The sequence below is a fragment of the Aliirhizobium cellulosilyticum genome, assembly GCF_014198105.1.
Classification (GTDB): domain Bacteria; phylum Pseudomonadota; class Alphaproteobacteria; order Rhizobiales; family Rhizobiaceae; genus Neorhizobium; species Neorhizobium cellulosilyticum.
Genome location: NZ_JACIGW010000001.1, coordinates 481,594 through 496,574, shown reverse-complemented (window position 1 = coordinate 496,574; position 14,981 = coordinate 481,594). Strand labels below are relative to the sequence as shown.

The window sequence follows — 14,981 nt, the reverse complement described above, 5'->3', positions numbered from 1 at the left end:
GGCTTCAGCGTTTTAAGGCTTTCAAGCGATCACATGATCGCACTGCCCGCCATAAGCGCCAGCACGAGGAAGACCAGGAAGATAACCAGGAACAGGAAGAACAGGATCTTGGCGATGCCTGCCGTCGCGGCGGAAACTCCCGAGAAGCCGAGGAAACCCGAAATCAGGGAAATGACGAGGAAAATGAGAGCCCATTTCAGCATGGATTTGTGTCCTTGATTGCGATGGCCGGATAACGTTTGGTCAATGTTCCCGGTTCCCGTCTCTGGAACAAAATCAGCTGAATACGTGCGCGGCTCCCGAGACACGCAGAGCAATTTCCTGACCTGCGATCACGTCGACTGAACTCGGCACTTCGATGTTGAGGACGATATTCTCGTTTTCGCGTAGAACGATGCGCAGATCGCTGGTCGAGCCGCGGAAACCGGCCTCCACCACGCGTCCGCGAATTTCCCGTTCACAGGCCCTTTCACCCGGCTCGGTGACGCTGATCTGCTCTGGCCGCAGCATGATCGTCACCTGCCGCGCGGGAGCCACGGAGGCAGCAAGCGGCAGCCGCCCCAGCACGCAATGAGCATATCCATCCGCGATCTCGGCCGGCAGGACGATCGCTTCGCCGAGAAACGCGGCCGTCGCCGCGTCGATCGGGCGCGAATAGACATCACGCGGCCGGCCGGATTGCACGAGAATGCCTCCCCGCATCACCGCTAGCTGATCGGCAAAGAGCAGCGCTTCGGCCTGATCGTGAGTGACGAGCAGCGTCGCGATCCCCTCCTCTTTCAACACGTTGCCGATCGCCTTGCGCGTCTGAGCCCGAAGGCCCGTATCGAGCGCCGAGAAGGGCTCATCGAGCAGCATCAGTCGCGGTTTGCGGGCAAGCGCGCGCGCTAGCGCCACGCGCTGCTGCTGCCCGCCGGAAAGCTCGTCCGGCCGCCGCACCAGCATTGAACGCTCCAGCCCGACCATTTCCATCAATTCCGCGGCCCTTCGCTGCCTCGCCGACGGCTCTTCCGTCATGCCGAAGACGATGTTACCGGCAACGGTCAGATGCGGAAACAGGCACCCGTCCTGCGCGACGATGCCGATATTGCGCTTATGTGCCGGCATTGCACTCACACCATCGGCCAGAGTATCGCCACCGATAACGATACGGCCCGCATCCGCCACCTCGAAACCGGCAATCAGGCGCAACAGTGTGGTCTTGCCGCAACCGGAAGGACCGACGACGACAGTGCGGCTGCCGCGCTCGACGGTAAGATCGATCCCGTCGAGAGCCACTACAGGCCCAAAATTCTTGCGTAGTCTCTGGATCTCTACAAAGCTCATCGGCCGGCGATCTTTTTCGATTGATGGTGGAGAAGTGCCGTCATCGGCAGCGAGAACAGGATCATCAGCAGCGCATAGGGTGCGGCACCGGCATAGTCGATCTCGCTGGTCAGCGCCCAGAAGGCCATGGCAAGCGTGCGGGTACCGTTCGGCGCCAGCATCTGCGTTGCGGTCAGTTCGTTCATGATGCCGAGTGATGAGAGCGCCACTGCGGCTGCGGCCCCAGGCGCCGCCAGCCTGACGGTGGTCGACCAGAGCGCGTTGGCCGGCGACCGCCCGAGGCTTGCAGCCGCTTGCTCAAGCTCCGCCGGCACCTGCGCGATGCTGGCGCGAAGACTGACAAGTGCGCGTGGCAGGAACATGATGACATAGGCAAGCACGATCGTTGCAACCGTCTGGTAAAGCGGCAGCGCCACCCTGACCGTGATCGTCACCAGCGCCAGCGCCACGACCACGCCTGGCATCGAACTGGCGAGATAATAACACCCCTCGATGATCCGGCTTCCGCGACTGGGGCGGCGAACCGAAAGCCAGGCGATGGGAAGCGCTGCAAGCGTCGTTGCAAGCCCGCCTACCACACAGATCACGAGCGTCTGGGCAAGCGCCAGGCCGATTTCGTTCATCCGCCAGATTTCCACGCCGCCGGCGATTAGCCAATGCGAGAGGGTAACGGCCGGGATCCCCAGCGCAAACGCGACCGCTGCAATTGGCAACAGCACGCAGACATAACGCCAGCGGCCGAGAGAGACTTTCCTCGCCTTCCTCGCCACGCCGGAGCCGATGCGGGCATAACGCCGACGGCCTCTCAAGCCTGCATCGAAACCGAGCAGGACGAGGCAGCACAAAACCAGCACCAGAGCCAGCATGTTCGCCGCCACGCCGTTATAGGTCGACTGGAACTGGTCGACGATCGCGGTTGTAAACGTGTCGAAGCGGATCATCGCATAGAGGCCGTATTCGGCCAGAAGATGTAAGCCGACCAGCAATCCCCCGCCGAGAATGGACAGCCGCAATTGCGGCAGCACCACGCGGCGAAAAACGGCCGCATCGGAAAGGCCGAGCGAAGCGGCCTGATCTTCGAGCGCCGGATCGAGAAGCCGAAGCGCCGCCGAGATCGGCAGATAGAGAAACGGAAAATAGGCCGTGACGGAAATCGCGATACCGGCAGGCAATCCGTGGAAACCCGGCCACATGCCGATCCAGGCATAGGAATGCACGAAGGCCGGAATGGCGAGCGGCGCGACGCAGAGCGCCGACCATACCCTCGCAAACGGCAGGTCGCTGCGTTCCGTCAGCCATGCAAGCGCGGTGGCGAGCAGGGTTGCAAGCGGCACGGTAAACAGCACCAGCAGCAGCGTATTGCTCATCAACTCGCCGACACGCGGCCGAAGAATCATCTGCGATGCGGTTTCCCAACCCGTTACGGCGGTTGCCCAGAAAACGAAACCGAGCGGCAGCAGCGCCAGAAACGCGATGATGACGGCCAAAACAAACGTTCCGCGCGTTCCCGACCGGAGACGGGGAAGTGGCATGGAAAGCGGCTTGCTGTCGGCGAAAGACGTCATGGATTACCTGAATATGACGAGAGATCGCAGATGCATCTGCGACCTCTCCCTTTAACTGGAATCATATGCTCAGGAAAGGCATCAGCTCCTAGAGAATGCCGGCGGCCGTCAGCATGTCGGTGACCTTGGCATTGTTGAGCTCGGTCGGCTCGACCTTGGGCGCCTGCAGGTCGGCTAGCGGCACAAGCGCCTTGTTGGAGGCTTCGTCCTCGCCGACGGCATATTCGAACGAGGTGCCGTCACGCAGGATCTTCTGGCCGCTCTTCCCGGCCACCCACTTTAGGAAAGCCTGCGCCTGCTGCTTGTGCTTGGAGGATGCGAGAATGCCACCGCCCGAAATCGAGACGAAAGCGCCCGGATCCTGGTTCTTGAAATAGTGCAGCGAGACGTTCTTGCTGTTCTCGCCGGTCTTCGCCTGATCACCGAAATAATAATAGTGATAGATCACCGCGCCTTCGATTTGGCCGGCATTGACCGCCTTCATCGCCGTCGAGTTGCCGCGGATGGAGGTGAAGTTTTCCTTCATGCCCTTCAGCCATGCCGCAGTCGCTTCTTCGCCCTTCAACTGCAGCAGGGCACCGACGATCGCCTGGAAATCGGCACCTGACGGCGATGCGGCCCAACGACCCTTCCATTCAGGCTTGGCCAGATCCAGCAGCGATTTCGGCAGCTTGTCTTCAGAGAGCTTCGTCTTGTCGTAGGCAAAGACCGTGGAGCGAGCGGCAATGCCCGTCCAATGGCCATTCGCCGGGCGAAACTGTTCCGGCACCTGATCGAGCGTGGCCTTGTCGATTGGCTCGAACAGGCCCTTGCCATCCACCAGCGCCATCGCCGGCGAGTTCTCGGTGAGGAATACGTCTGCCGGAGAGTTTGCCCCCTCCTGTACGATCTGGTTGGCGATTTCCATGTCGCCACCGTTACGCACGGTCACGACGATACCGGTCTCTTCGGTAAAGGCGTCCACCCATTCCTTGGTCAGCACTTCGTGCTGGGCGTTGTAAATGGTGAGGCTGTCAGCCACCTGGGCTGATGCCGGCGACGAAAGAGACAGGACGGAAATAGCAAAAACGGAAAAAACGGGCGCAACGCCGGCCAGGAAAGAAGAAGTTTTCAAGATCGCCTCCGTGGAAAACTCACGGTGTCCTCATATCCAAACAGGACAAGGCTGGTCAAGTTTAATCCAGAGAATCGACACAAGAGATAACTATTAAAACAATAAAAACAAAAAGATAAACACCGATCGAAACATCTCGATCAGCTAAAAAAATCTAGCGGAATGAAGGTTGGCTGGTGAAAAAACAAACTGGCTTGTAGCGGTGCGTCCCTGTTCTGATCGATGCCGGACCCGATTGCGCCTTGACCCTGACAGACACCTGAACGCCGCTTATCCCAATCTTGCCTTCACCACTCCCTCCTCTCTCCACAGCCGTATGCCTGTTCCCGAGCGAATCAGTTACAGCTAACGAACACATCGGGAACAACTTGCGGAATTTGATGTCGGTCGCCTATCTGGAAAAACTCAATGACGCCCAGCGCCGTGCTGTCGAGCATGGTTCGGACGTCCCGAATGGCGGTCCCGCCGGTCCGCTTCTGGTGATCGCCGGCGCTGGCTCGGGCAAGACCAACACGCTCGCACATCGCGTTGCCCACCTGATCGTCTCGGGCGCCGATCCGCGCCGCATTCTGCTGATGACCTTTTCCCGCCGCGCGGCCACCGAAATGGGCCGCCGTGTCGAACGCATCTGCAAGCAGGTTATGGGCGCGAATGGCGGCATCATGTCCGATGCGCTCGCCTGGGCCGGCACGTTTCACGGCATCGGCTCGCGCTTGTTGCGCATCTACGCCTACCAGATTGGCCTCGACCCGGATTTCACCATTCACGACCGGGAAGATTCCGCCGACCTGATGAACCTCGTGCGCCATGAGCTGGGTTTCTCCAAGATGGAAAGCCGGTTCCCGACCAAGGGCACCTGCCTCGCCATCTACTCCCGTGCGGTCAATTCCGAAACGCCGCTCGACGAAGTGCTGAAAACCTCGTTCCCATGGTGCCAGGCCTGGGAAAAACAGCTGCGCGAACTCTTCGCATCCTATGTGGAAGCCAAGCAAACCCAGAACGTCCTCGATTACGACGACCTGCTGCTCTACTGGGCGCAGATGATGAGCGAACCGTCTATCGCCGAAGATGTCGGCGCCCGTTTCGACCACGTCATGGTCGACGAATATCAGGACACGAACCGGCTGCAATCCTCGATCCTGATGGGGCTGAAACCCGGCGGGCATGGCCTGACTGTCGTCGGCGACGACGCGCAATCGATCTATTCGTTCCGCGCCGCGACGATCCGAAACATTCTCGATTTCCCCAATACGTTCGATCCACCGGCCAATATCGTCACGCTGGACCGCAATTATCGTTCGACTAACACGATCCTTGCCGCTGCAAACGGCGTGATCGAGCTTGCACGCGAACGCTTTACCAAGAACCTCTGGACCGACCGCCAGTCGGAAGAGCGCCCGCGCCTCGTTGCCGTGAAAGACGAGACGGAACAGGCCAATTACATCGTCGAGAAGGTGCTGGAAAATCGCGAGACCGGCATGAGCTTGAAACAGCAGGCCGTGCTGTTTCGCGCCTCGCACCATTCCGGCCCGCTGGAAGTGGAACTCACCCGCCGCAACATTCCCTTCGTCAAATTCGGCGGCCTGAAGTTTTTGGACAGCGCCCATGTGAAGGACATGCTGGCGGCGCTGCGTTTCGCCCAGAACCCGCGCGACCGCGTTGCCGGCTTCCGGCTGATGCAACTGATCCCCGGCATCGGTCCGCAGACTGCCGGCAAGATCCTCGATGCAATCGCGACCGATCCGGAGCCGCTCGCGGCCCTGCAGGAAATCCCCGCCCCGCCCCGTTCCGGAGCAGACTGGCCTGCCTTCATCGAAATGCTGACTGCCATCCGCAAAAACGAAGGCTGGCCGGCGGAAATCGGCACGGCGCGCGAATGGTACCAGCCGCATCTCGAACGCGTCCACGAGGACGCAGAAACCCGCAAGGCGGACCTTCTGCAACTCGAACAGATCGCCTCGGGTTACGCCTCGCGCGAACGGTTCCTCACCGAACTGACGCTTGATCCGCCGGATGCGACCAGCGATCAGGCTGGTGTGCCGCTGCTCGATGAGGATTACATGATCCTCTCGACCATTCACTCGGCCAAGGGCCAGGAATGGCGCTCGGTCTTCCTGCTGAACTGCGTCGATGGCTGCATCCCATCCGATCTCGGCGTCGGATCGACAGCCGAGATCGAGGAGGAACGCCGCCTGCTTTACGTGGCGATGACCCGCGCCAAGGATCATCTCCACGTCATCACACCGCAGCGCTTCTTCGTTCATGGACAGCATTCGCAGGGCGACCGGCATATCTATGCCGCCCGCACCCGCTTCATTCCGGCAACACTGCTGCAGTTCTTCGAAACCTCGGCCTGGCCGGTGGTTGCCCCCATGTCGGATGCCGAACGGCAACATCGTCAACAGGTGCGGATAGACGTCACTGCCCGCATGCGCGGCATGTGGCGTTAGGCCTTTGCCTGCCTGTAGGCTGCTACGGTCAGCCACAGTCCGGACAGCAGGAAATAGAAGGCGCCGAAGCCGACATAAGGGACGATATCGAGAATGGTCGGCACGGCATCGGCAACTGAACGGCTGATCATGAACCCGCCTGCGAGCGTGGATTGTGCGCCGCTGAGGATCATCACCCATTGGGCCCCGGCAATCCGCCAGCGCCGCACACCTGTATAAAGCTGCAGCAGCCCGGACAGGATTGCCCAGAGGCCGAAGACTGCAAGTACGGCATAACTGCTCTTCATCACTGCGAAGATGACCACAACTGTCATGACACTGCTGGCAACGACATTCAGCATTTGCGAGCGGTTGGCCGCAAGCCCGCCATTGGCGCGGGCATCGGCAAGATTGGCCATCGCATCCCAGGCCGGGTAAATCACCAGTAGCAGCGATGCCGCCGCGATCTGGCCTTGAGCCAGAACTGCAGCGCCAATCCAGGCGATCGAAAAGAGCGCGCGTACGAAATAATAGGATCGCAGCCAGCTCGACTGCGTGGGGGATTGAACAGACATGATAAGATCCTCATTTATTGCCTACCTACTAATAGGTAGATAGACTGAAAAGAGTCAATCCGAACCGGCCCTCACAACTTTGCGAGCATGGCAGCCCGCAATTCTTGACGGCCTTCCGACTGGGAGGTAGGCAGCTTTATGGAACAGACGACTTCGGAAAAAATTCTCGACACAGCGCAGGCGCTGATCGTGGCCGGCGGCTATAACGGCTTCAGCTATGCCGATATTTCAACCGCGGTCGGTATTCGCAAGGCGAGCATTCATCACCATTTTCCTACCAAGGCGCATCTCGCGTCCGTCCTGCTGCAACGATATGCAAAACAGGCAGAAGATGGCCTGAATGCTGTCTCCGCCAATCTCCCAAACCCGGCCGACCAGTTACAGGCTTATTTCCAACACTGGCGATCCTGCATCGTCGAAGCTTCGGAGCCTTTCTGCGTTTGCGCGATGCTGGCAAGCGAAATGGAGCTTCTGCCGGAAGAGGTCGCCTTGCATGTCAGACGGCATTTCGAAAATCTGGGCCATTGGCTGACCTCCGTCCTGAAGGCCGGCACTGAGCAGGGACAGTTCAGATTGAGAGGAACGCCAGAGGAAGAAGCGCAGATACTCATGGCATGCGTCCATGGCGCGATGCTTTCAGCACGGGCACTCGGCAAACCTGAGATATTTGCTGCCATCATCGGTTCGCAGCTGCGACGGCTTTCGGCGTAGGAGTTTCCTCCGCCCTCGAACGATGCCTTCCTCTGTGGCGAAAAGGCCATTTCCATTAGCCACTGAAACCCTATAGGGCATTGCCGAACGAGCATGCCGCAGGAGGAAATACGGGTGGAGAATACACAATCGATCGCAAAGGCAGCCGGATGGATGATGGCATCAATTGCCCTCTTCCTGCTCATGGCGGTTTCCGGGCGAGAGGTCACGCGTGAGATCGACGTTTTCCAGGCGATGGAAATGCGTTCGGTCATCGCCTTCGTCATGCTTCTCCCGTTCGTGTATCGTGAGGGCGGCTTCAAGGCCATGCGCACACGCATCCTGCCGGCTCATATCGCCCGTAACATCGCCCATTATGTCGGCCAGTTCACCTGGTTGATGGGGATCACCATGATCCCGCTGGCTCAGGTGATCGCCATCGAATTCACCGCACCGATCTGGGCAGCCCTGATGGCAGCGGCGTTCCTTGGCGAACGCCTGACCTGGCGCAAATGCGTGGCCATCGGCTTCGGCCTGGTCGGCGTGCTGCTGATCATCAAGCCAGGTGCAGTACCGCTTGATCCCGGCCATCTGGTCGTGCTTGGTGCGGCCTTCTTCTTTGCCGTCTCGTTCATCGCAACGAAGTTCCTGACGCGAACGGACAGTGCCACGAAGATCATCTTCTGGATGCTGATCATCCAGTCGATCATCGGCCTCATTCCCGCACTGCCCGTCTGGACCTGGCCGTCAGCCGGTGTCTGGCCGTGGATCTTCATCATCGCATTTACCGGAACTTTCGCACATTTCTGCCTGGCCAAGGCGCTTTCCCACGCTGATGCGACGGTGGCGATGCCGATGGACTATCTGCGCGTGCCGCTCTCGGCCGTAATTGGCTATTTCATGTATTCCGAAGGGGTAGACGCCCTGATGGCGGTCGGCGCGGCGCTTATCCTGACCGGCAACCTCTTCAACCTGCGCCGGCCGAACGCCGGTCGCATCCCACAGACACCGAATTAGAGGTTCATCCATGTCTCGGGTCGTCGCGCTTTTCCAGAAGTTCGATCTGGATCTGCTGCAACTCCGCTAGCCGTTCCCATTGCTTGGCCATCTGGTGGTCGATCTTCTCGTGCAATTGCCGGATTTCAAGTTCGGCGCGCAGATTGATCATGTAGTCGTTTTCGGCACGAAGCCTGTCTTTCTCCTCCTGCCGCTTCTGGCTCATCATGATGACCGGCGCTTGCAGAGCGGCAAGGCAGGAGAGAACGAGATTGAGAAGAATGAACGGATACGGGTCGAAAGGCCTGGCAAAAACGCCGATGACATTCATCGCCATCCAGATCACCAGAACGGCGATAAAGGACAGGATGAAAGTCCACGAACCGCCGAAGGACGCCACCTTATCGGCAACACGCTCCCCGAAGCTGGACTTCCTGTCCGCTGCCGCGGCAGAGTCCGTTTGCACCGTCAGCGTGCCCTTCTCGAAACTGTCCAGAACATGTCGGTCGAGATCGGAAAGCTCGCCACGCTCCTCTTCCAGAAGCTGCTCGACATAGCGGCGCCGAAAGCGCGCAAGATCCTCGTCGCAGATCAGACTGGTGGGAGCGCAGTCTTTAACCTCCTCGGCAATCATCTCGTAGAGATGCGGCCTGAGACTGCCGGCCTTGTGCAGCTTGGACAGCGGAAAGGTCCGGCCGCAGACGATACATTGTCCAGTCTTGGCCTGTCCGTTTTTGGCGAGCGAGGAGTGATTATTCATGCAGTTTCACCGTCGTTTGGGGCGCTGTCTAGCACATTTCCATTCCCCCCGTTCGGATGAAGCGGCGCAACATGGTAGATCTTCGGCTTGAACCGATTGGCGAAGTCTTCCGAGCGACCGACATAGATGAGGGTCGTGCCTTCAAGGCCTTCGAGAACACCGATCAGTTGCACGCGCACCTCCGGCTCCAACCCTTCCAGGACGTCGTCCATGACGAGCCAGTCCGGTTTGCGCAGAACGGCATTCGCCACCTGCAACGCCGCCTCCTCCTCCTTGTCGAGGACCCGATCCCAGCGCTCTACCTTGTCCAGTTGTCCGACATAACGGTCGAGACCCACTTGCAGCAGAGCAGCCTTCAACGCCTCGTCGGTGACATCGGGAATACCTGATGGGTAGGTAATGACCTCACGCAGCTTCGCAGTCGGCAGATAGCCTTCCTGGGGCATCAGGATCATCCTTTCTGCCTGAGGCAGCCGGATTTCGCCTTTACCCCAGGGCCATATCCCGGCCAGCGCCTGGAAGAATAGATGGCGATCCGTACCCGGATCTCCATTGACCATCACCCGCTCTCCGGGTTCGACCGTGAACCCATTTTCTTTCAGTTTGATGCCGTGCCCGTCGGCTGCCTTGTCCGGCTCGCCATAAACTTCGACACCCGTCACAGAAACCCCATCGCCTTCTACGCCATGCTGGTAGTTGATGACTTGGCCCTCCTTTGCAGGTGTATCGGCCATCAGCAACGCATTGCGGAAAAAGGAAACGCGGGCGAGTGTGGCCCGCCAGTCGGCGATGACGCTGAAATTCTGCACATACCAGCGCAAAGCCGTATTCACCTGGTTAAACGCCCCAACCGCCATCATCAAACCGCCGAATGTCAGTTCGCCGGAAAAATACATCGGCGAGGCAATGATGATCGGCGCCACAAGCGCCAGCCAACCGAAACCGGACGAGACCCATGTGAGATTGGTCAGCGCCCAGGCAAGCTTGCGCAGCATGCCGAGCACGCCGCCGATCGCATCCTGCACGCGGGCAAGCTCGCTCGGCTCGCCCCGGGCAAGCGTGATCGGCTTCAGGTTCTCATTGGCACGGACTAGCGCGGAGCGAAGATCCGCCTCGCGTGCATAACGATCGGCATTGAGCCTTGCCAGCATGCTGCCGACGACATTGCTGAGTACTGAACCGGTCAGCGCATAAAGGATGGTTGCCCAGAGCATGTAACCGGGAATGACGACGTGATGACCGGCGATATTGAAGCCGAAATCCGTCGAGATTGCCCAGAGCACGCCGATGAAGCTACCGAGCAGGATGGTTGAATTGACCAGGCCGATAGCCAGCGCCGTGGTGTTCTCTGCCAGGATGCGGGTATCTTCGTGCAATCGCTGGTCAGGATTGTTGGCGATCGATCCCGCACCCGCAAGCTTCAGCGCCCGCCCCGGCGTCAGCCAGACATTGGCAAGATCACGCGCCAACCCCTCGCGCATTTTCAGCGCAGTGGTCTGGTTGAGCCATGTCTGGATGACATTGAGCAATGTGAGTGAAATCGCAATAATGGCGAATACGCCGAGCTGCTGAAGGAACCCGGCCATATCACGCCGTTCCAACGAGTCGTAGAAAGGCCCGTTCCACTCGTTCAGACGATAGGTCGCATAGGTTGTGGCAATAATGATGATCAGCAACGCGGCCGCCAGCAGAAGAAGATGACGACGCACCGGTGAAGCCCAGAATGCCCCAATCATCATGCGAAGTTGGCCGGAAAGCGGAAGTTCGTAAGGTTCGGATGCTGCTGCGGCCGCTTTAGACATCTGCGACTGTCTCCTCTCGCAATGTCATGACTCTATGCTTCCTGCAGACTTACCACGCGGTAAAGGGTTGTACAGGCGAAGAGGCTTCACCTTCGGTTTCCGATTGTCATCACCTTATATCGGGAATTGTCGTAACGATTCGGAAGAACGCCCTCCAATAAATCGAGCTCGCCCTATTCCATCCGAGAGATAACCGCGCAATCGTCCTTGCTTTCTTCTTCTGCATTGCACAAACTTAGTTGCAATAGTGATGCACCGGCCCGCTGAACGAGGCCGAAAAACAGCATCCGCGGGAACGCCCCGAAAGGGGAAAACGGGAGCGCCCGGATAAGGGCATTCGAAGGGACAGCATGTCGATCAAGGCAAGCATCTATCATCTCACCCATTACAAATACGACAAGCCCGTCCGCCTCGGACCCCAGATCATCCGCCTGAAACCCGCCGCCCATTCGCGCACGAAAGTGCTGTCGCATTCGCTGAAGGTCACGCCGGAAAACCATTTTGTAAACCTGCAGCAGGATCCCTACGGTAACTATCTCGCGCGGTTCGTTTTCCCGGACCCGGTAACGGAATTCAAGATCGAGGTCGATCTTGTCGCCGACATGACGGTCTACAACCCCTTCGATTTCTTCGTCGAGGAAGAGGCCACCAGATGGCCGTTCAAATATCCTGAAGACCTGATCGAGGACCTCTCGATCTACATGATCCCCGAGCCGCCCGGCCCTGCCCTGGTCGAATATCTGAAGCATTTCGACATGTCGCCGGACCAGCCAACGGTCGACATGATCGTCGGCATCAATGCGCGCCTGCAGCAGGCCATCAGTTACGTCATCCGCATGGAACCCGGCGTCCAGACGCCGGAAGAGACGCTGACGGCAGCACTCGGCTCCTGCCGCGACACGAGCTGGCTGCTCGTCCAGATCCTGCGCAATCTCGGCTTCGCCACACGTTTCGTCTCCGGCTATCTCATTCAGCTCACCCCGGACCTGAAAGCCCTCGACGGCCCCTCCGGCACCGAGGTGGATTTCACCGACCTTCACGCCTGGTGCGAAGTCTATCTGCCCGGCGCGGGCTGGGTCGGCCTCGATCCGACCTCCGGTCTTCTCACCGGAGAAAGCCATATTCCGCTGGCCGCAACGCCGCATTACCGCAACGCGGCGCCGATCTCCGGCGGTTATTTCGGCGAGGCCGAAACATCTTTCGACTTCGCCATGAACGTCACCCGCGTCGCCGAGCACCCGCGCATCACCAAGCCGTTTTCCGATGAAAGCTGGGACGCGCTGAACGATCTCGGAGAACAGGTGGACCGCGTCCTGTCATCACAGGACGTCCGCCTCACCATGGGCGGCGAGCCGACCTTCGTCTCCATCGACGATTTCGAGTCGGAGGAATGGAACACGGATGCCGTCGGCCCGACCAAGCGCGAAAAGGCCGACATCCTGATCCGACGCCTGCGCGAAAAATTCGCCCCCGGCGGCTTTCTCCATTATGGCCAGGGCAAGTGGTATCCCGGCGAAAGCCTTCCCCGCTGGACCTTCTCGCTCTACTGGCGCAAGGACGGCAAGCCGATCTGGAATGACCCGAACCTCGTGGCACAGGAAGGCGGCGACCATGGCGCCGGCGAGGATGATTCAGAAAAGTTTCTGACGGCATTGGCCGGCGAACTCGGCATCGCAGCCGAAATGGTGGTGCCGGCCTATGAAGACCCGGCGGAGTGGATCATCAAGGAAGGCTCGCTGCCCGACAATGTCGACCCGTCCAATTCGAAGCTCAAGGATCCGGAAGAGCGCAATCGCATTGCCCGTGTCTTCGAACGCGGCCTGACCAAACCCACCGGCCACGTTCTGCCCGTTCAGGCATGGAATGCACAGGCTAGCGGGGCGCCTGTCAGTCGTCGCTGGATCAGCGAAAAATGGCGCACCCGCCGAGGCCGCATCTTCCTTGTTCCCGGCGACAGCCCGGTCGGTTATCGCCTGCCGCTCGGCACCCTGCCCTATATTCCGCCACCCCAGTTTCCCTATATTCATGAGGCCGACCCGTCGATCCCACGCGGCGCATTGCCGGATACGTTCGTACCCGCCGGGCATCCATCGCAAGGTCGGGCCATGCCGGAATCCTCCTTCAAGGCGGGCGACCCGACCAATCTTGGCCGTATCGAGCAGACACTGGGTGAGATTGGCGGCGCGGTCCGCACGGCAATTTCCGTCGAGCCGCGCGATGGACGGCTTTGTGTCTTCATGCCGCCTGTCGAGAAGATCGAGGACTATCTCGAACTGATTGCAGCCGCCGAAAATGCCGCCGCCAGGCTGACCCTGCCGGTCCATATCGAGGGCTACGCACCGCCGCATGACGAGCGCATCAACGTCATCCGCGTCGCCCCCGATCCCGGCGTCATCGAGGTGAACATCCATCCGGCCTCAAGCTGGAAGGAGACCGTAGACATCACCACCGCGATCTATGAGGAGGCTCGCCAGAGCCGCCTCGGCGCCGACAAGTTCATGATCGACGGCCGCCACACCGGCACCGGCGGCGGCAACCATGTCGTGGTCGGCGGCGCCAATCCGAATGACAGCCCGTTCCTGCGCCGCCCCGACCTTTTGAAGAGCCTGGTCCTGCACTGGCAGCGCCACCCGTCGCTGTCCTATCTCTTCTCCGGCCTCTTCATCGGCCCGACTTCGCAGGCACCGCGGATCGACGAAGCCCGACACGATAGTCTTTACGAGCTGGAGATTGCGCTGGCGCAGGTTCCCGCTCCCGGTCAAGGCGTACCGCCGCTGCCATGGCTGGTCGACCGTCTGTTCCGCAACCTGCTGACCGACGTCACCGGCAACACCCATCGTTCGGAAATCTGCATCGACAAGCTGTTTTCACCCGATGGCCCGACCGGCCGTCTCGGCCTTGTCGAGTTCCGCGGTTTCGAGATGCCGCCGAACGCCCGCATGTCGCTTGCCCAGCAGCTTCTCGTCCGAGCGCTGATCGCTCGTTTCTGGAAGAACCCTTTGCAGGGCAAGTTCACCCGCTGGGGCACGGCGCTCGCGGACCGCTTCATGCTCGGCCACTACATCTGGGCCGATTTCATGGATGTGCTGCAGGACCTGCGCGAAAACGGTTTTGACCTCAGGCCCGAATGGTTCGAGGCGCAGCTTGAATTCCGCTTCCCCTTCTTCGGCGAGGTGGAATACGAAGGTGCCAAGCTGGAACTTAGGCAGGCGCTTGAACCCTGGCATGTCATGGGCGAACAGGGCGCTATAGGCGGCACAGTCCGTTACGTCGACTCATCGGTCGAGCGCCTGCAGGTCAGGCTCGAAACCTCCAATCCGTCTCGCTACACCGTCAGCTGCAACGGCCGCGCGGTACCTTTGAGAGAAACCGCCCAGTCCGGAGTCTCGGTCGCCGGTGTGCGTTTCAAGGCATGGCAACCGAGGTCCGGCCTGCACCCCGTATTGCCGGTTAATACACCGCTCACATTCGACATTTATGATACATGGTCTGGCCGCGCGATTGGCGGCTGCAGATATCATGTTGCGCATCCGGGCGGCCGCAATTATGAGACCTTCCCGGTGAACGGCAACGAGGCGGAAGCGCGGCGTCTGGCGCGGTTCGAGCCCTGGGGTCACACGGCGGGATTTTATCCCCTTTTGCCGGAGACGCCTTCGCCCGAATTCCCCCTGACGCTCGATCTCCGCCGGCCGCAAGGAGTATGACGCGATTTGACGACTGGCAC

General features: G+C 59.8%; 11 protein-coding genes. 4 read left to right on the top strand and 7 right to left on the bottom strand.

All coding sequences use genetic code 11. The features are described 5' to 3' along the window. Positions 1–29: 29 nt before the first annotated feature. From GGE33_RS02140 to GGE33_RS02125, 4 genes are all read right to left on the bottom strand, one after another. On the bottom strand, positions 30–203 hold the full coding sequence (locus GGE33_RS02140) for a DUF1328 domain-containing protein (RefSeq protein WP_148143435.1): 174 nt from the start codon (positions 201–203) through the stop codon (positions 30–32). A 73-nt stretch (positions 204–276) separates the two neighbouring features. Continuing rightward, positions 277–1,326: an ABC transporter ATP-binding protein gene (locus tag GGE33_RS02135; protein WP_183821074.1), complete on the bottom strand. Its 1,050-nt coding sequence runs from the start codon at positions 1,324–1,326 to the stop codon at positions 277–279. Next, complete coding sequence (locus GGE33_RS02130; protein ID WP_246435796.1) at positions 1,323–2,858, bottom strand: ABC transporter permease; 1,536 nt, start codon at positions 2,856–2,858, stop codon at positions 1,323–1,325. The genes GGE33_RS02135 and GGE33_RS02130 overlap by 4 nt, the downstream gene beginning before the upstream one ends. A gap of 121 nt (positions 2,859–2,979) precedes the next feature. Beyond that, entirely contained in the window at positions 2,980–3,951 is a 972-nt protein-coding gene (locus tag GGE33_RS02125) for an iron ABC transporter substrate-binding protein (protein WP_343062369.1), read from the bottom strand. 434 nt (positions 3,952–4,385) lie between these two features. Here GGE33_RS02125 and GGE33_RS02120 point away from each other — a divergent pair, with 434 nt between their 5' ends. Then, entirely contained in the window at positions 4,386–6,455 is a 2,070-nt protein-coding gene (locus GGE33_RS02120) for an ATP-dependent helicase (RefSeq protein WP_183685252.1), read from the top strand. On the opposite strand, the gene GGE33_RS02115 is transcribed toward GGE33_RS02120, so the two are convergent. Then, positions 6,452–7,009: a DUF308 domain-containing protein gene (locus GGE33_RS02115; protein ID WP_148143425.1), complete on the bottom strand. Its 558-nt coding sequence runs from the start codon at positions 7,007–7,009 to the stop codon at positions 6,452–6,454. The two genes, GGE33_RS02120 and GGE33_RS02115, sit on opposite strands and share 4 nt — an antisense overlap. A 138-nt stretch (positions 7,010–7,147) precedes the next feature. Between GGE33_RS02115 and GGE33_RS02110 the strand changes: the two genes are divergently transcribed. Then, entirely contained in the window at positions 7,148–7,720 is a 573-nt protein-coding gene (locus GGE33_RS02110) for a TetR/AcrR family transcriptional regulator (RefSeq protein ID WP_148143423.1), read from the top strand. A gap of 114 nt (positions 7,721–7,834) precedes the next feature. Further along, positions 7,835–8,716, top strand: a complete 882-nt coding sequence (locus GGE33_RS02105) for a DMT family transporter (RefSeq protein ID WP_343062192.1) — start codon at positions 7,835–7,837, stop codon at positions 8,714–8,716. 4 nt (positions 8,717–8,720) lie between these two features. On the opposite strand, the gene GGE33_RS02100 is transcribed toward GGE33_RS02105, so the two are convergent. Then, positions 8,721–9,455 carry a DUF1003 domain-containing protein gene (locus GGE33_RS02100; protein ID WP_183821071.1) on the bottom strand — a complete coding sequence of 245 codons (735 nt, stop codon included), beginning with the start codon at positions 9,453–9,455 and terminating at the stop codon, positions 8,721–8,723. Next, positions 9,452–11,257, bottom strand: a complete 1,806-nt coding sequence (locus GGE33_RS02095; protein ID WP_183685253.1) for an ABC transporter ATP-binding protein/permease — start codon at positions 11,255–11,257, stop codon at positions 9,452–9,454. Before GGE33_RS02095 ends, GGE33_RS02100 begins: the two co-directional genes overlap by 4 nt. Positions 11,258–11,607: 350 nt before the next feature. On the opposite strand from GGE33_RS02095, the gene GGE33_RS02090 reads away from it, so the two are divergent. Further along, positions 11,608–14,961, top strand: a complete 3,354-nt coding sequence (locus GGE33_RS02090; protein WP_183821070.1) for a transglutaminase family protein — start codon at positions 11,608–11,610, stop codon at positions 14,959–14,961. Positions 14,962–14,981 lie beyond the last annotated feature (20 nt).

Excerpts from the sequence above, each read along its gene's own strand:
- GGE33_RS02140 (WP_148143435.1), bottom strand. The coding sequence starts at position 203 with ATGCTGAAATGGGCTCTCATTTTCCTCGTCATTTCCCTGATTTCGGGT.
- GGE33_RS02135 (WP_183821074.1), bottom strand. The coding sequence starts at position 1,326 with ATGAGCTTTGTAGAGATCCAGAGACTACGCAAGAATTTTGGGCCTGTA.
- GGE33_RS02130 (WP_246435796.1), bottom strand. The coding sequence starts at position 2,858 with ATGCCACTTCCCCGTCTCCGGTCGGGAACGCGCGGAACGTTTGTTTTG.
- GGE33_RS02120 (WP_183685252.1), top strand. The coding sequence starts at position 4,386 with ATGTCGGTCGCCTATCTGGAAAAACTCAATGACGCCCAGCGCCGTGCT.
- GGE33_RS02115 (WP_148143425.1), bottom strand. The coding sequence starts at position 7,009 with ATGTCTGTTCAATCCCCCACGCAGTCGAGCTGGCTGCGATCCTATTAT.
- GGE33_RS02110 (WP_148143423.1), top strand. The coding sequence starts at position 7,148 with ATGGAACAGACGACTTCGGAAAAAATTCTCGACACAGCGCAGGCGCTG.
- GGE33_RS02100 (WP_183821071.1), bottom strand. The coding sequence starts at position 9,455 with ATGAATAATCACTCCTCGCTCGCCAAAAACGGACAGGCCAAGACTGGA.
- GGE33_RS02095 (WP_183685253.1), bottom strand. The coding sequence starts at position 11,257 with ATGTCTAAAGCGGCCGCAGCAGCATCCGAACCTTACGAACTTCCGCTT.
- GGE33_RS02090 (WP_183821070.1), top strand. The coding sequence starts at position 11,608 with ATGTCGATCAAGGCAAGCATCTATCATCTCACCCATTACAAATACGAC.